The 18517-nt window shown below is 56.7% G+C and carries 10 protein-coding genes and 1 riboswitch; of the genes, 9 read left to right on the forward strand and 1 reads right to left on the reverse strand.

Annotated elements, in window-relative coordinates; genetic code table 11:
* The first annotated feature begins 260 nt into the window (after positions 1-260).
* The 8 genes from hflX (at position 261) to BMW31_RS03005 (ending at position 14370) form a co-directional block, all read left to right on the forward strand.
* Positions 261-1514: a GTPase HflX gene (gene hflX, locus BMW31_RS02970; protein WP_091820876.1), complete on the forward strand. Its 1254-nt coding sequence runs from the start codon at positions 261-263 to the stop codon at positions 1512-1514.
* A 19-nt stretch (positions 1515-1533) separates the two neighbouring features.
* Positions 1534-3390 (forward strand): DUF4954 family protein, encoded by a 1857-nt coding sequence (locus BMW31_RS02975; RefSeq protein ID WP_091820878.1) that lies wholly within the window; start codon positions 1534-1536, stop codon positions 3388-3390.
* Between the two features lie 19 nt (positions 3391-3409).
* Positions 3410-6319: a M16 family metallopeptidase gene (locus BMW31_RS02980; RefSeq protein WP_091820880.1), complete on the forward strand. Its 2910-nt coding sequence runs from the start codon at positions 3410-3412 to the stop codon at positions 6317-6319.
* A 23-nt stretch (positions 6320-6342) separates the two neighbouring features.
* Positions 6343-8001, forward strand: coding sequence for a fumarate hydratase (locus tag BMW31_RS02985; protein ID WP_091820882.1), 1659 nt, complete (start codon positions 6343-6345; stop codon positions 7999-8001).
* 171 nt (positions 8002-8172) lie between these two features.
* Positions 8173-8841, forward strand: coding sequence for a membrane lipoprotein lipid attachment site-containing protein (locus tag BMW31_RS02990; RefSeq protein WP_091820884.1), 669 nt, complete (start codon positions 8173-8175; stop codon positions 8839-8841).
* A 317-nt stretch (positions 8842-9158) separates the two neighbouring features.
* A riboswitch (TPP riboswitch) is annotated at positions 9159-9290 on the forward strand.
* Positions 9291-9314: 24 nt separating this feature from the next.
* On the forward strand, positions 9315-11732 hold the full coding sequence (locus BMW31_RS02995; protein ID WP_091820886.1) for a TonB-dependent receptor: 2418 nt from the start codon (positions 9315-9317) through the stop codon (positions 11730-11732).
* A 76-nt stretch (positions 11733-11808) separates the two neighbouring features.
* Positions 11809-12459 carry a nicotinamide riboside transporter PnuC gene (pnuC, locus tag BMW31_RS03000; protein WP_091820888.1) on the forward strand — a complete coding sequence of 217 codons (651 nt, stop codon included), beginning with the start codon at positions 11809-11811 and terminating at the stop codon, positions 12457-12459.
* A gap of 111 nt (positions 12460-12570) precedes the next feature.
* Positions 12571-14370: a hypothetical protein gene (locus tag BMW31_RS03005; RefSeq protein WP_091820890.1), complete on the forward strand. Its 1800-nt coding sequence runs from the start codon at positions 12571-12573 to the stop codon at positions 14368-14370.
* A 489-nt stretch (positions 14371-14859) separates the two neighbouring features.
* Here BMW31_RS03005 and BMW31_RS03010 read toward each other — a convergent pair whose 3' ends face one another.
* The gene (locus tag BMW31_RS03010) at positions 14860-16188 is read right to left on the reverse strand and encodes a reverse transcriptase family protein (RefSeq protein ID WP_091820892.1); all 1329 of its coding nucleotides are present in this window, start codon (positions 16186-16188) and stop codon (positions 14860-14862) included.
* A 251-nt stretch (positions 16189-16439) separates the two neighbouring features.
* Between BMW31_RS03010 and BMW31_RS03015 the strand changes: the two genes are divergently transcribed.
* A complete protein-coding gene (locus BMW31_RS03015; RefSeq protein WP_091820894.1) occupies positions 16440-18515 on the forward strand; it encodes a TonB-dependent receptor plug domain-containing protein in 2076 nt (691 codons plus the stop codon).
* Positions 18516-18517: the final 2 nt, after the last annotated feature.

Below are 18517 nucleotides of genomic sequence, written 5' to 3' on the forward strand. Positions count from 1 at the left end.
GTGAATGATGAATTGTGAATTAGCTGCTCGCTGCTTGCAAAATCATCCCCTCCTAACCTCCCCTTTCTAAGGGGAGGAACCGCTGCTGCCTTTAAATTACAAAACAAAAGGTGCCTTCCAAGGGGCTTGAACGATGCCTTTTGCTCCGGTCTCGCATAAAGAACGCCCCGCTGGCGGCGGCTTTTCATTTTTTATGAGTTCGCGTTTCTCACTTTTCATATAAATTACTATCTTTGCAACTAAATAGTATCAAAGACAATATGAAGGAATTTGTTATCTCCGAAGTCAAGGCTGAAACGGCCGTCCTGGTAGGTCTCATTACCCAGGAACAGGACGAGGCCAAGACCATAGAGTACCTGGACGAGCTTGAGTTCTTAGCCGACACGGCGGGAGCCGTTACCATCAAGCGCTTCACCCAGAAGCTGAACGGCCCCAGCACCGTAAGTTACGTGGGCAAGGGAAAGCTGGAGGAAATTAAAAAATACATACAGGAGCAGGACGACAACGAAACTCCCGTGGGCATGGTGATATTCGACGACGAGCTGTCGGCCAAGCAGATACGCAACATAGAGAAAGAACTGGGCGTGAAGATACTGGACCGCACCTCGCTCATACTCGACATCTTTGCCATGCGGGCACAAACAGCAAACGCCAAAACGCAGGTAGAGCTGGCCCAGTACCGCTACATGCTGCCCCGCCTGCAGCGCCTCTGGACGCACCTGGAGCGGCAGGGCGGAGGCTCCGGCTCGGGCGGCGGAAAAGGCTCGGTGGGACTGCGCGGCCCGGGAGAGACGCAGCTCGAGATGGACCGCCGTATCATCCTGCAGCGCATCACGCTGCTCAAGAAGCGGCTGGAGGAAATAGACAAGCAGAAAACCACGCAGCGCAAGAACCGCGGCCGCATGGTTCGCGTGGCGCTGGTGGGCTACACCAACGTGGGCAAATCTACCATCATGAACCTCTTGTCCAAGAGTGAAGTCTTCGCGGAGGATAAACTCTTCGCCACCCTCGACACCACCGTGCGCAAGGTAGTGATAGAGAACCTGCCCTTCCTGCTGGCCGATACGGTGGGCTTTATCCGCAAGCTGCCAACAGACTTGGTAGACTCGTTCAAGTCGACCCTCGACGAGGTGCGCGAAGCCGACCTGCTGCTGCACGTTGTGGACATATCTCATCCCGACTTCGAGGAACAGATACAGGTGGTTGAAAACACGCTCAAGGAACTGGGATGCGCCGAGAAGCCGTCGATGATTGTGTTCAACAAGATTGACAACTACACCTGGACGGACAAGGAACCCGATGACCTGACGCCCCCGGAGAAGGAGAACATCACCCTCGACGAGCTCAAGAAGACCTGGATGGCACGGCTCAACGACAACTGCCTCTTCATCTCGGCCAAGCAGAAAGAGAACATCGACGAACTGCGCGAGACGCTGTACAGGAAGGTACGTGAGCTACACGTGCAGAAATATCCATACAACGACTTCCTCTATCCGGAAGCAGAAGAAGGATAATAAACTAAAAACGACGAAAATGGAAGATTACAGACAACTGACCGAAGAGGAGATACAGGTGCTGGAGAACAACAGTTGCTGGGCCGAAGACTGGACTGCCGTAAACGTGGCCGAGGACTTCAAGCCCAACTACATGCACCGCGTCATGCTCTACGGCGAGGTGAACATCGGCGCCTTCAGCCGCAGTGTGGAAGTGAGCAAGGGGTTCTTCAAGCACGCGGGCATCAACAACGCCACGCTGCGTAACGTGACTCTGGGCGACGACTGCTTGATAGAAAACATCGGAAACTATATCAACAACTACACCATAGCCGACAATGTGTACATCTCCAACGTGTGTACCATCGAGACAACCGAGGGTGCCACCTTCGGCGAAGGTAACCTGATATCGGTCCTGAACGAGGTGGGCGACGGCAACGTCATCCTCTTCAAGGACTTGAACAGCCAGTTCGCCGCCTTCATGGTGAAGCATGCTGCCGACAAACCGCTGCGAGATGCCATCCGTAGGCTTATCAACGAGGAAATCAGACGTACCTCGCCCGAGCGCGGAACCATAGGCAGCAACGTGAAGATAGTGAACACCAAGGAGATAACCAACACCGTGATAGCCGACGACTGCGAGATTAACGGCGCCTCGAGGCTTAGCGACTGCACCATACTGAGCTCACTCAACGCCAGCGTTTATATCGGTACGGGCGTTATCTGCGAGAACTCCATCATCTCCGAGGGCTCCAGCATCATCAACAGTGTGAAGATGCAGGACTGCTTCGTGGGCGAGGCATGCCAGATAAGCAACGGCTTCACGGCCTCGCAGAGCGTGTTCTTTGCCAACAGCTACATGAGTAACGGCGAGGCGTGTGCCGCCTTCTGCGGTCCCTTTACGGCCAGCCACCACAAGAGCAGCTTGCTTATAGGCGGCCAGTTCTCGTTCTACAACGCCGGCAGTGCAACCAACTTCAGCAACCATGCGTACAAGATGGGGCCCATGCACTACGGTACGCTGGAGCGCGGATGTAAGACCGCAAGCGGTGCTTACCTGCTCATGCCGGCCCACATAGGAACTTTTTCGGTGTGTTTCGGCAAGTTGATGTACCATCCCGACACGCGCAAGCTGCCTTTCTCTTACCTCATAGCCTACGGCGACACCATGTATCTCTCGCCGGGAAGGAACATCACGACCGTTGGTCTGTACCGCGACATCCGCAAATGGCCCAAACGAGACGTGCGTCCGCAGGGCACGCAGAAGAGCATCGTTAACTTCGACTGGCTCAGCCCGTTCTCCGTGGGCGAGATACTGAAGGGCAAGAAGATACTCGAAAAGCTGCGCGAAGCCAGCGGCGACAATGTTTCGACCTACAACTACCATGAGTACGTCATCAATGCCAGCTCGCTTCGCAAGGGCATCAAGTACTACGACATCGCCTTGCGCATCTACATGGGCGCCGTGCTCAAGCGTGTGAAGAAGCGCTTGGGAGCCATAGAACCGCCCGCGGACACCATCGGCAAGGGCGACTGGGCCGACCTCTCGGGCCTCCTGTTGCCCGTAAGCGAGGAGGAGAAGATTGTTTCCAACATCAAGAGTGGCGAGATAGAGTCCATTGACGAGGTAATAGGAAAGTTCGAGAACATCAACGACCACTACCGCGAATACCAGTGGGCGTGGACCTATCAGCTCATTCTTGACTACTACGGGCTGGCCGAACTCACCGAAACTGATGTCGAACGCATACGCCAGGACTACATTACAGCCCGCCGCATGTGGATAGCCGAAATCAGGAAAGACGCCGAAAAGGAATTCAGCATGGGCGATGTGGAGCCCGAGGTACTGGAGAATTTCATCACGCAACTTGACCATGAAGTCGACTTCGAAAACTAAAACAGCTCAATACACATTCATGAAACTAAGATTGATTCTTACATCGCTCCTCGTAGCTTGTGCCTTCTCAGCCTCCGAAGCAAAGGACTACAAGTACCAAACCGTTGAGGGAGACCCCATGCACACCCGCATCTACACCCTCGACAACGGCCTCAAGGTTTATCTCTCGGTCAATAAGGTAAAGCCGCGCATACAGACTTACATCGCCGTACGCACCGGCAGCCGCAATGACCCGGCCGAGACAACCGGCCTGGCCCACTATCTGGAGCACCTTATGTTTAAGGGAACGCAGCAGTTCGGCACGTCTGACTACCAGGCGGAGCTGCCCTTCCTTAACGATATAGAGCGCAGGTACGAGGCTTACCGCAAGCTAACCAACCCGCTGGCCCGCAAGAGGGCGTATCACGAAATTGACTCCGTGAGCGGTCTCGCGGCACGATACAACATACCGAACGAGTACGACAAGCTCATGTCGGGCATCGGTTCAGAGGGCAGCAACGCCTATACGAGCAACGATGTGACATGTTACGTGGAGAACATACCGGCAAACGAGGTTGATAACTGGGCCAAAGTACAGGCCGACAGGTTCCGGAACATGGTCATACGCGGGTTCCACACCGAGCTCGAAGCTGTGTACGAGGAGTACAATATCGGCCTTGCACAGGACTCACGCAAGCTGTTTCAGGCGCTGATGGCCAAGCTCTACCCCACTCATCCGTACGGAACGCAGAGCACAATCGGCCTGGGAGAGCACTTGAAGAACCCCTCCATCACCAATATCAAGAACTACTTCAACCGCTACTACGTGCCTAACAACGTGGCGGTGTGCATGGCCGGCGACCTTAATCCTGACGAAGTAATTGCCACTATCGACCGTTATTTCGGCTCATGGAAGAAGAGCGAGACGCTCTCTCGCCCCGAGTACGCCCCCCTGCCGCCAATCACTGCCCCGCAGGACACCACCGTCCTTGGGCAGGAAGCAGAGAACGTGTACCTTGGTTGGCGCTTTCCGGCCGGCCGGGAGCTTAGCAGCGACACGCTCGACGTAATCGGCTCGCTGCTCAGCAACGGCCACGCAGGGCTCTTGGACCTCGACCTCAACCAGAAGATGAAGGTGCAGGCAGCCTTTGCCGGGACTGATGCCATGTGCGACTATGCCGGCTTCGTCGTGGGCGGAATGCCCAAGCAGGGGCAGACGTTGGAAGAAGTGCGCGCCCTGCTGCTGCAGGAAGTGGACAAACTTAAGCGTGGTGAGTTCTCCGACGAGCTGCTTCCGTCGGTCATCAACAACTACAAACGCGACTTCTACAAGAGTCTCGATGACAACGAAAACCGTGCAGACCAGTTCGTAAACGCCTTCATCAACGGCGAAGACTGGCAGCAGCATGTGGGCAAACTGGGCCGTATATCGAAGATGACGAAGGCCGGCATCGTGGCTTTTGCCAACAAGTACCTCAATGATAACTATGTTTGCGTGTACAAGAAGCAGGGCAACGACACCACCATCCGCAAGGTGGAGAAGCCTGCCATCACCCCCATACCCACCAACAACGACAAACATTCGGCCTTCCTGCAGCAGGTGCTGGCCAGCAAACCCGCACCTATACAGCCCCAGTTCCTTGACTTCAGTAAGGACTTAACCAAGGCCTCGACCCGCCGCGGGCTGCCTGTGGTGTACAAGCAGAACACCACCGACGGCCTCTTTACCCTGCAGTTCCGCTACCCGATAGGCACTGAAACCAACCCGCTCATGGACTACGCCGCCGGCTATCTTGACTTTCTGGGAACCGACAAGCTGTCAAATGAGCAAATCAAGCAGCAATTCTACCGCCTGGCTTGCGACTACAGCTTCAGTCAGAGTGCCGATATGTTCACCGTGACCCTATCCGGACTGAACGAAAAACTGCCCGAGGCACTGGGCCTCTTGGAGCATCTGATGCAGAACGCCAAGGCCGACAAGCAGGCTTACAGCCAGTATGTAGACCTCGTACTCAAAGGAAGAGCCGACGCAAAGACCAACCAACGCAGCAACTACCGAGCGCTGACAGACTACGGAATGTATGGTGCATACAACCCGACACGCAACATTCCGAGCGAGCAGAAGCTGCGTCAGGGTGCCCCCGAGGAACTGACGGCACTCATGAAGAACCTGCGCAACCACGCCCAGACGGTGCTTTATTACGGTCCGTCGGCACTCAAAAAGCTCAACAAGCTCATCACCAAGGAACATCCTACGCCCAAGCAGCTTCTCAAGACCGATGCTTCCACGCGCCGCTACACCTTGCAGGCAACGCCGGAGAACGAGGTCTGGATTGCTCCTTACGATGCCAAGAACATCTACATGATGCAACTGCACAACCAGAACACCGGCTTCACGCCTCAGCGGATGGCCATCATCGACCTCTTCAACGGCTACTTCGGCGGCGGAATGAATGCCATCGTGTTCCAGGAACTACGCGAAGCCCGCGGTCTTGCCTACAGCGCATCGGCCCGGTACAACCGGCCAAGCCGCCTGCAGGATAAGGAATACTTCTACACCAACATCATTACGCAGAACGACAAGATGATGGATTGCGTCAAGGAGTTCAGCGAACTGCTCAACAACACGCCCCGGCGGCAGGCCGGCTTCGACCTTGCACGCCAGAACCTGCTCAAGAGCATTGCCTCTGCACGCACCACCAAGTTCGACGTACTCACCGCTTACATGAACGCGCTGCGCCTGGGCATCGACTACAATCCCTACAAGCAGGAGTACGAAACGCTGCAACGGCTCACCCTCGACGACCTCATGAACTTTGCCAAGGACAACATTCAGGGCAAGGCCTACAGGTATCTTATCCTGGGCGACGAGAAGAATCTCGACCTCAAGTCGTTGGAGAAGATAGCATCGGTGAAGCGGATGAGCACCGAGGAAATATTCGGATACTAATTTATTCATATAAACAAAACATTATGGCAAAACCAGTTGATTTCAAGTATGCGCCCATGTTCCAGACCGGAAAGGACGATACAGCGTATCGCCTCCTTACCACCGACGGCGTGTCGGTAGGCGAATTTGAAGGCAAGGAAATTCTGAAAGTAACGCCCGAGGCCCTTACCTTGCTCAGTCAGCAGGCCTTCCACGATTGTGAGTTCATGCTCCGCCGCTCCCATAACGAGCAGGTTGCGGCCATTCTCAACGACCCCGAAGCCAGCGAGAACGACAAGTACGTGGCTCTGCAGTTCCTGCGCAACGCCGAAACTTCGGTCAAGGGCGTGCTCCCCTTCTGCCAGGATACGGGCACGGCCATCATCCACGGCGAGAAAGGTCAGCAGGTGTGGACGGGCTTCGACGATGAGGAAGCCCTCTCGCGCGGCGTTTACAACACCTTCACACAGGACAACCTGCGCTACTCGCAGAATGCTCCGCTCAACATGTACGACGAGGTCAACACCAAATGTAACCTCCCCGCACAGATTGATATAGAAGCTACAGAGGGCGCCGAGTACCGCTTCGTGATGGTTGCCAAGGGCGGCGGCTCGGCCAACAAGACCTACTTCTACCCCATGACCAAGGCCACCATCCAGAACGAAGGCACCCTGCTGCCCTTCCTGGTAGAGAAGATGAAGAGCCTGGGCACGGCAGCCTGCCCGCCCTACCACATCTGTTTCGTCATCGGAGGCACATCAGCAGAGAAGAACCTGCTTACGGTCAAGCTCGGTTCCATACACTATTACGACAACTTACCTACCACCGGAGACGAGACGGGACGCGCTTTCCGCGACCTTGACCTGGAGGCCAAGCTGCTTGATGAGGCTCACAAGATTGGCCTCGGCGCACAGTTCGGCGGCAAGGCGCTGGCCCACGACATCCGCGTTATCCGCCTGCCGCGCCACGGAGCCAGCTGCCCGATAGGCCTCGGCGTATCGTGCTCGGCCGACCGTAACATCAAGGCAAAAATCAACAAGGACGGTATCTGGCTCGAAAAGATGGATACCAACCCCGACGAACTGATTCCCGAAGCCTACCGCAAGCCCGGAGAAGGTGGCAACGGCATAGAGATTGACCTCGACAAGGGCATAGACTACGTGCGCCGCGAGCTCACCAAGTACCCCGTATCAACCCGCGTGAGCCTCAACGGCACCATTATCGTGGCCCGCGACATTGCCCACGCCAAGCTCAAGGCGCGCCTGGATGCCGGCGAGGACTTGCCGCAATACTTCAAGGATCACCCCATCCTCTACGCCGGACCGGCCAAAACACCCGACGGCTATCCATGTGGAGCAATGGGCCCGACGACCGCCAACCGCATGGACCCCTACGTGGATGAGTTCCAGGAGCATGGAGGCTCGCTCGTGATGATAGCCAAGGGCAACCGCACACAGGTGGTTACCGACGCCTGCCAAAAGCATGGCGGCTTCTACCTGGGCACCATCGGCGGCGTGGCTGCAGTGCTCTCGCAGAGCTGCATCACCAGCATAGAGTGCGTGGAATATCCCGAACTGGGCATGGAGGCTATCTGGAAGATAACCGTAAAGGACTTCCCGGCCTTCATCCTCGTTGACGACAAGGGGCACGACTTCTTCAAGGAGCTCAAGCCCTGGACGCCCTGTTCGTTCGGGAAGCAGTAAACCAGCGCCCATAAAGCAAACCTCAACCTCCGTCGGCACCATCGTGCAGGCGGAGGTTTTCATTTTTACGGCACCTATATAAATAAGGTATAGGACCTGTGCAAACATTTTCTGCCCTTCCCATGCAAGGTTTCCGCCCTTTGAAGGTTGTAGGAATAAAACCCTGAAAACATGAAGAAAATCATCCTGCTGCTCTGCCTCGCCTTTCCGCTTGCAGCCTGTGCACAATCTTACCGTCACGAGTTGAGAGCCTCATTCGGCATGGGGAGCGACCATCGGTTTAACCAGACAGTCAACCGGTACATAGACCGCTACGGGTTGGAGAAAGAGTTCGTGAGCTTCGGCATACTGAGAGGAGTGAACCTTTCGGCCCAGTTAGAGTACTACTGTCACCTCAACCGCCGCATAGCCATAGGCGGGGCAGTGGGCTACGGGTCGGCTTACGGCAGGCTGGTGCGGCCCTACGAGTCGGCAGAGGGCGACTGGTTGTCGGAAGTCTACCTGCCTCTTATCTATCCCTACGACTGGGACGACCCCGGAACCGACGTCGAGAGCCGCAGCCTCAGCGTAATGCCGGGCCTCAAGGTAACGTGGCTGGAGGCCGGTCCCGTGGTGCTTTACAGCAAGGGCAACGCAGGTTTACGCCACTACAGGCTCACCGTCAGCTCGCGCGATTACCCGGAGATAGACGACAGCAGACTGAAGTTTGCCTTCCAGCTCTCGCCCGTGGGCGTTGAGGTTGGTGGCCGCCACGTGAAGTTCTTCACCGAGATAGGCTACGGCCAGCAGGGCATCGTGACCATGGGAGCCGTGTGGCACTTCGCAGCTACGCAGCAGTAACCATTATGAATTGTGAATTGTGAATTGAGAATTCCGAATTGTCATCTTGCCCAATCCCCGCTCCCGAGGGCGTTACAAACCATCATCGTGGGTGCCGAATGACATGAGCAGGAACTTTCGACACTTGTCGCACGATCGTGCGACACTTGTTAAACAATCGTGCGACAAGTGTCGAAAGTTCGCGAAGCATAGCTTCGGGCAACCGGAAGAATGGCTTCAGAGCGCTGATTGTAGGCCTTCGGAACCGCGGGAGCTGATAATTTCTGTTTTTTTTGGTGTTCTCAACAATTAGCATTACCTTTGTATCGGTTTTCAAAGAGAAAACTAAGGGGTGCTTGCCCGTTCCGGGTGCCGTCTGTGGATGGCGCCGGAACAGTTGGACAGGCTGAGAACATACCCGTTAACCTGATCCAGGTAATGCTGGCGTAGGTAGGATAGAAGCCCTTTATTATTGGTTTAATCAGTAGTATTCTATGAAAAGGAATGTGTTGTTGTGGGCCACTTTGGCGTGTGCCTTGACAGCAAACGCACAGTCTCCGCAAGACTCCATCAGGCTGGAGGAGCTGCAGGAGGTTGTGGTGAGAGGCGTGCGTGCACAGAAGGACGCACCCTTCGCAGTGGCTAACATCAAAAAACAAGAACTGCAACAGTTCGCCAAAAGCGGACAGGAGCTGCCCTTCCTCTTCTCCATGACGCCCGGTGTGCTGTCCTGGAGCGAAAATGGCGTGGGCACGGGAACCACCTACATGCGCATCCGGGGTGCCGCCGGCTCGCGTATTAACGTAACACTCGACGGCGTATCGCTCAACTCTCCCGAGGATCAAACGGTGTTCTGGGCCAACATGAACTCGTATGCAGCCTTCCTGGGCAGTGCACAGATACAGCGTGGTGTGGGCACATCGACCAATGGCGACGGTGCTTTCGGCGGCACCATCTCACTGGCCACCGCCGCTCCTGCTTATGTTCCGTCGCTCGAACTGTCGGCTTCCTACGGTTCGTACAACACCTACAACGTGGGTGCCGGCTTCTCTACGGGGCTGCTGTGGGGGCATCTTATCTTCAACGGAGCCTACCACGAGACGGCTACCGATGGCTACTTGCACGGCACCTCGGGCCGGTCGGGCTCCTACTACGGCGGCCTCACCTGGCTTGGTGGCAACTACACGCTGAGCTACAAGAACGTGGGAAACTTTGAAAAGACTGGCCAGGCCTGGAATGGAGTTACCGCCGGAAACGACGATGCCACGCTCATGGACGACGGCATACGCACGTACAAGGATATGTACGCACGCGGGCTGGGGCGCTTCAACTCGCTTTACGAGGCCCTGGTGTTCGATGACAACGGCTGGACTTTTCCCAAGAATGCCAACGGCAACTACCAGACGGCGCGCTACAAGCTCGACAACGGCAGCCTGTGGGAGAAGACTACGGACAACTTCTACCATAATCACAACCTCCTCTCTGCGGCCTGGCGCCCTTCTGAACACTGGAGTCACAACGCCACCCTGCACTATACGTACGGCTACGGGTACTACAGCGAGTTCCGTCCCAACAACAAGTTCGAGAAGTACGGCATCAATGCAAGCGACGCGCAGGGCAACACCGTGAAGCGTTCTGACTTCATCCGCCGCAAGGGACTCACCCAACATGCCTACGGACTGGTGTACAACGCCAACTTCAAAAGCCGGGAGTGGGACGTCATCATGGGGCTTAACCTGCAGCAGTTCCGTGCCAATCACTTCGGTTATCTGAACTACATATCCGCCCGTACGGGCATGGCAACCATGCAGGCGCCCTGGAGCGGCAGCCAATATTACGACTCCGACGCCCGCAAGAACGACTACAGTGCCTTCGTGAAGGCCACCTGGCATGTGGCAAGAGCATGGGATGTGTTCGGCGATGTGCAGTATCGGCACGTGGGATATACCACGAGCGGCGTCAACGATAAGTTCATCGAGCAGGCCGACGGCTCCTTCCGCAACCAGCAACTCGATATCGACGAGCGCTACAACTTTATCAATCCGAAGGCCGGAATCAGCTTCCACCAGGGCCGGCACAAGGCTTTCGGCTCCGTGGCCTATGCCAACCGCGAGCCCGAACGCAACAACTTTACCGATAACGGCAACTATCCGGCCCCCAAGGCCGAGCACTTGCTCGACCTCGAAGCGGGCTACAGCTACGCCGGAACCAACTGGAACGCCGGCCTCACCCTGTACTACATGGATTACAAAGACCAGCTGGTGCAGACCGGAGAGCTAAGTGACATCGGCGAAGCGCTCACCACCAACATCCGCAAAAGCTACCGCACGGGTGCCGAAATCAATGCAGACTGGAGCCCGCTCACCTGGCTCACCATCGGCGGTAACGCCGCTCTGAGCCAGAACAGGATAAAGGACTTCACGGAATACATAGACGATTGGGACAATCCTCGCCCTGATGATTACGACTACAGGACACAGACCTCGGCGTCGAACCCCAACTGGAAGCCCACCACAGCTCACTACGGGCACTCCACACTGGCGTTTTCGCCGTCGGCCATCCTCAACGGCATGGCCGATGTTCACTACCGCGGCTTCTCTGCCATGTGGCATACGAACTTCGTGAGCCGGCAGTATCTCGACAATACTGATAACAAGGAGCGCTCGCTGCCCTGCTTCTCACAGACCAACATCAGGCTGGGCTACGCGGCCAAAGGGCTGCTGGGACTGAAAGAAGTGGACTTTGGAGTGAACCTGAACAACATCTTCAACCGCCATTATGCAGCCTCCGGATGGGTTTACTCGGCCGTAAGTGAGTCGAGTGGATACACCTCCGACAAGCGTTACTACCAGATAGGGTTCATCCCGATGGCAGGTTTTACGATGATGAGCAACATCACCGTGAAGCTGTAAACAATGCAGGAAGAGGCCGTCTCGCCCGCTCCGCCACGACCGGAAGGGCGCAGGCAGGCGTCAAAACAAACCGGATATGGAAACAACAGCAGACATACTGAACGCTCTCTTCACCTGGGAAGGATGGCGAGAGACCCGCTCTCTCGACATCATCACAACCGTGCTGGGGCTGGCTTACATCCTTCTGGAGTACAAAGCCAGCATTTGGCTGTGGCTGGTGGGCTTCGTCATGCAGGCGCTCGACATCGTTCTCTATTATGACAAGGGGCTTTACGCCGACTGCGGCATGGAGTTCTACTACATTGCCATGACCGTTTACGGCTTCCTGAACTGGAAGTTTCACCTGCACGGAGCACCCACCGAGGACGGCAGCGGGCAGAAGGAAACGCCCATCACGCACTTTAAGCGGAGCCTGATACTGCCCTGGACGGTGGCCACACTGGCCATCTGGGCCACTATCTGGTGGCTGCTGGTAACCTACACCGACTCGCGCGTGCCGATAGCCGACAGCTTTACAACGGCCCTGAGCTTCGTAGGAGTGTGGGCGTTGGCCCGCAAGTACCTTGAACAGTGGCTCATCTGGATAGCCGTAGACATAGTAACCTGCGCGCTGTACTTCTACAAGGACATCCCCTTCAAGGCCAGTCTGTACGGTCTCTACGTGGTGATTGCCGTCCTGGGCTACCGCAAATGGCGCCTCATGATGCACAACGCAGAGCCCCAATAACAACCGCAAGGGCTGAAACAGCACGCGTTCAGCCACTTTTCACACATCCGACAGGCGCACATTCGTTAATTTTCCGTACTTTTGCAGTACACTAACGAATGTGCGCCTTTTATGAAACACCTGCTTAACATCATTCTCCTGTCGCTGCTGCCGGCCGCTGCCGGGGCGCAGACGGGCAGCCGGCAAGAGCCCGTAGCCTACGTTGGCGGCGAGATATGCAACCCCCGCCAGCACGAAGGAGGGTTCCGTTACGCCATCGGAACAGAGAATATACAGGTGATGCGGGCCAACCGCACGCATCCCGAAGAGGCCGACGGCTACGGCTGGACCTACAACCACGCGCCCAACCTGACGTACTGGAACGGCACGTTCTACCTCGAGTATCTCTCCAATCCCGTTGATGAACAGCAGCCGCCCGGCCACACCCTGCTCGTTGCTTCTAAGGACGGGCGCCACTGGAGCAAGCCCCGCGTGGCCTTCCCACCCTACAAGGCGCCCGCCGGAGTTACCTTCCCGAAGGGCTACTACGGCTACATACAGCACCAGCGCATGGCTTTTTACACGGCGCCCAACGGCCGCTTGCTCGTCACTGCATTCCAGGGACACAGCTACAACCCATTCAAAGAGGGCGGAATAGGCCGCATGGTGCGCGAGATACACCAGGACGGAAGCCTCGGACCCATCTATTTTCTGCGCTACTCGTCGCACACCAAGTGGAACGAAAGCAACACCTCCTACCCTTTCTACACCCGCTCGCGCGACAAGGGGTTCCGCGCCGCCTGCCATGCCCTGCTGCATGACCGCCTCAAGACGCTGCAATGGATAGACGAAGACCGCGGACTCGACGGCTTCTATGCACTCAAAGACTCCATCAACACCGTACAGGCAACCTCGTACTTTCATCGTAAGGACGGACAGGTTGTGGCCCTATGGAAGTGGTCGTGGGCAGCTCTCTCGGCCGACGAAGGCCGCAGCTGGTCCACTCCTGTACGTGTTCAGTCGCTCATCATGGCCGGAGGAAAGCAGTGGGGGCAACGTACTGCCGACGGCCGTTACGCCATCTGCTACAACCCCATCGAGACTCAGCCCTACCGATACCCGCTGTCAGTCATCACGAGTGCCGACGGCATCGTGTTCGACTCCATCTGCGTAGTGCACGGCGAGGTGCCTCCGCGCCGCTTCTATGGCGAGAACAAGGACTTCGGACCATGCTACGTGCGCGGCATAACCGAAGGAGAACAGACGCCGAAGGGCAATGACATGTGGCTAACCTACAGCGTGAACAAGGAAGATATATGGGTTAGCCGCGTCCAACTGCCCGTTCGCACCACCTGGCAGGGGGCCGTGAGCGACAGCTTTGACAACGTGGAGCCCGATGCACCGATACCAAACTGGAACGTATATCGCCCCAAATGGGCAGGCGTAAGGGTGAACGAAGCCCACCAGCTCTGCCTGTCAGACTCGGATAGGTACGACTATGCGCGTGCCATACGCGTGTTTGAACAGGCCCGCAGCGCAACCGTGAGCCTCGACCTGATGGTTGAGAAAGAGAATGGAGAGCCGCTTGAGATTGACGTAACCGACCGTCATGGCGAGCGGGTGGCCTGCCTCAGCCTGCAGAACGGCACCCTAAACTGCAACAACCAGCCGCTGGGAACCTACGAGCAGGGCAAATGGCAGCACATCGGCTTTAGCATCAACGGCAGCTGCATCAACGTAAAAGGCCGCCGCATCAGCACCCTGCACGCCGTGAAAGCCGTGGAGCGGCTCAGCATCAGGACAGGAGCATACCGCAACCTGCCCAACAGGAACACGCCCAACCAGGACAAGTGCGCCCCGCTGCCGGGCTGCGACGAGCGCATGCCGGAGGCCGTTTACCGGATAGACAACGTGGAGATAACGGCAAACTAACCACCATTCGGGGTCTCAAAGGGCTGAAAGAATGTCGTACCTTGTTCCGTCACAGGTCGCCTAAAGGGTCATGAAACGAACATGGCAAACAGGTGCAGGAGACTCCGCTTTGACCTCCCGTGCATCTGGATAATCAACCCGCCCCGCTTGAAAATGCCTTTCAAGGGGCTTGAAAGATATGTTCAAGGAGCTTGAAGGTATCGTTCAAGAGGCTTGAAAGGCACCTCCAAGAAAGCCACTCGTAAAGTATCTGATAATGAAAGAGTTGCAATTGCAACTCTGCCGGGCTGATTTTGGAGTGTCATTACCCGCCAGGCTTTGCTTGTGAGAGCGCCATCTGCTCCGATAATGTTGACCACCTGCCACGACATACATAGGGAGCAAAAGCTGTATGCCACCAAAGTAAAGTGCATCAAAACAATGAGTTTTGATGCACTTTCTCGTGAGCACTGCTGAAATGATTCAGGACATGATTGCCCAAAAAACCTGCTAATGCAGCAAGAAATAGGCTACGGCGGCGAGTGCTGCTACCCATAAAGCTATTTTCAGAATACGCTTAACGCCGCTCCGGCTGCCCTCCGCAGGCAGCGGATTGTCTATACTGCCGGCGCGGTAACGGTCTTCGGCAGGGGCGGAGGTTGGCTTACTGCCGACTGTTAGCCACGACTGCCGGCCGTGCTGCCCTTGCTTTGCCTCATAGTTCTCGGCATAGGCCTTTCGTACAGCATGCCCGATGGCCGACCGGTCCTTTGCCCAAAGCCTGTCGTAGCGGCTTTGGAGCCGCTGGTAGAGCGCATCTTCGGCTCCCCGAACCATCTTCAGGTAGTTCAGTTTGCCGCGCAGCACGGCGTCCAGGTTCACAAAGTGCCCCTGTCCCTTTGTCTTGCCGTGCTGCAGGCGGTAGTGTTTCCAGGCCGCGTTGCAGGCTTCGGCGTAGCCGTAACGCTCCCAGATGTAGAGCTGCGAGCGCACTTGGCGCACGTAACGGCGTGCTACGTTCACCTTATCGGTTACCATCAGGCCCGTTACAGCCTGCCTCCGGCCCCGCCGCTGCAGGTGGGTCTTGCTGCCGTTGAGCTCGAAACCGTGGCTGCGCACAATGTCCTCAACCCGCTGCACGAAGTCACCCGTGGGCCGGAGCACGTCGGCATCGGAGCTGAAGGTGAGGTCGTCGGCGTAACGCGTATAGGTTACGGCCTGCTGCCCGGCCAGTTCAGCCAGCTGTTCGTCCATCTTACGGCAGACGAAGTTGGACAGCGTGGGCGATGTGGCGAAGCCCTGTGCCAGCACATCCTGCCCGTCAAGGCGCGCCGTGCAGAGCCCCGAGACCAGCTCTACGGCCCCGGGAGAGAAGCCGAACGGTTCGGCAGCGAGGCAATCGGCTACCTGCTGGCGGGTAATGGAGGGGAAGAAGTCCTTCAGGTCGAGGCTCAGCACGTAACGTTTGCCCACATGCGGGCGGGCGTTGTCTACCACCGAGCGCCCGCGAACGAAGCCGCACGCCCACGGAGTTGGCTCATCGTAGGTTTGCAGAACGGTGTTGAGGACGCGCGAAATGTCGGCGAAAGCTCCCTTGGGCGCAATGATTTCGCGATAGCCTCCGTGCTTCTTGCGCAGGCGGAAGGTGCGGGTGCGCCGCTCAATGTTGGCAGTATTCGCAAAGAAACGCAGCTGGGCGGGGCGGCAGATGGCATAAAAAAAGGCCGGCAACACCCCGTTGAGCAGCGCGGCAAGCTCTGCCGGCGAGCTGAGTTGGCGCAGCTGGCGGTCGAAATCGGTGCGGGCGAATGTCTTGCTTGTCATGATGTCTTTTCTCATACGGTACAGATAGTTAAACGAAAGATAGGAACGCCGTTTGCAATTACTTCTTACCATAACTTCATTATGGTAAAAACGATACTTCGTATCAGACTCCGGCGAATGCACCGGAAACTACTTCTAATTCCTTGGGGCGTTCCTATCAGTAAGGGCAAAGATAGACATTTCTGTCCGAACAGGCAAAAGTTTTGGCCTTTTATTTGCCTTTACGGGTCGAAAAAACAGATTTATTGCTATCTTTGCAGCGTCTTATGAAAACAGTTCAATTCAACATCAACGAGCCTTTACGCTTCAGGCATTTCTCGCGCAAAGGCTACGCGCTGTTCTCATCACTGGGCAAAGAGGTTCTTATCGGCGTGCTTAGCGTTTCTACCTTGACCTATGCCAAGGCGCAGGGCATAAGCACCAACCCCCTGCCTGCAGCCGACACGGCCGCCACTGCACGTGAGCAGGCCGTGGGACTGGACGAAGTGATAGTTACAGCCACACGAGCGCCGCTGACGATAGGCCGGCAGGCGCGGATGGTAACTGTACTGGACCGCAGCGATATAGCCGCTGCGCCGGTGCAAAGTGTTAACGATTTGCTGAAATATGCAGCCGGAGTAGACGTCAGACAGCGAGGGCCCATTGGCGCGCAGACCGACGTCAGCATCCGCGGAGGCAACTACGAGCAAATCACAATCATGCTTAACGGCATCAATATCTGCGACCCGCAGACCGGGCACAATGCCTTCGACGTTCCCGTCGACATCAGCGAAATAGAACGGATAGAAGTTCTGGAAGGACCGGCAGGCCGCGTTTACGGCACGTCATCACTCCTTGGAGCCGTCAACATCGTAACCCGCACGCCGCAGGCGAGCAGTGCCGACGTGCATGCAGAAGGCGGTTCGTACGGCTACCTGGCCGCAGGCGGAAGGGTGAACGCCCGCAGCGGGAGGTGGAACAACCAGCTCTCGGCCGGCTACACACGCAGCGACGGCTACAGCCGCAGCAAGTCGGGCGCGCTGAATGCCGACTATCGCGGCGGCAAGGCCTTCTACCAAGGCAACTACGAGGACGAGCAGGTGAGGGTGAAGTGGCATGCGGGGCTGTCGGTCAAAGGCTTCGGCTCCAACACTTTCTACGGTCTGAAGTGGGACGAGCAGTATGAACACACGTTGAAGACCTTTACCGCCCTGCAGGCAGAGAACAAGCAAGGGCGCCTGCACATCAAACCGGCCGTGTACTGGAACCGCAATGAGGACCGTTTTGAGCTCTTCCGCGGCGCTCCGGAGAAGTATCCGTTCAACTATCACCGTACCGATGTGATGGGCATTAACCTGAACAGCTACTTTGACTGGGCACTGGGGCGCACGGCGATAGGTGCCGAAATCAGGAACGAAGACCTCATCAGCGGCAACTTGGGCGAGCCTCTGGACCATCCGAAGCACATACACGGAACCGACCGGAAGTACGAGTACGGGCTCAACCGAACCAATACGAGCCTGATGGTGGAACACAACGTGCTGCTCGAACGCTTCACCCTGTCGGCCGGATTGGTGGCAGTGAAGAACTCGTGGAGCGATATGGGCATGAAAGTTTACCCCGGCGTGGACGCTACTTGGCGCTTCGCACGCGGCTGGAACGTCTTTGCATCCTTCAATTCATCACTCCGCATGCCCTCGGTAACGGAACTCTACTACGCAGTTGGTGGCCACAAAGCCGACAAGCACTTGAAACCGGAGGAACTGTCGGCCGTCGAGGCCGGCGTGAAATATCAGGGCGAAGGCGTCAGAGGTAGCATGAGCATGTACCGGAACCACTTCAGGAACCTGATTGACTGGGTGCGCGACACCTCGCTCGGGCCGGAAGCAGAGTGGGAATCGCGCAACTTCGGACGCATTGATGCCTGGGGGCTGGAGGGCAACCTGACCTTAGACCTGCACCAACTGCTGCCCGGCCAGCGCACGCTGAGGCAGCTGCAGCTGGCCTACAGCTACATTGACCAGCAGCAGAAGGAGACCAACGGCATTGAGAGTAAATACGTTTTGGAGTACCTGCGCAACAAAGTAGTGGGGAAACTGAGGCTGAACCTGCTCCATGCCGTGAACATGGACGTGGCCTACCGCTACCAAGACAGGCAGGGAAGCTATACCAACGCTGACGGCAACGTACGCAACTACCATCCTTACAGCGTGGTTGACGTGCGCCTGTCGTGGGCCAAACCGGCCTTTGAAGTGTACGCCGAGTGCAACAACCTGACCAATCACAGGTACACGGACTTCGGCACCATTCCCCAGCCAGGTATCTGGTTCGTGGCCGGAGTCAAGTTCCAAGCAACGCTGTAACA

This window comes from Prevotella sp. kh1p2, from assembly GCF_900111525.1.
Classification (GTDB): domain Bacteria; phylum Bacteroidota; class Bacteroidia; order Bacteroidales; family Bacteroidaceae; genus Prevotella.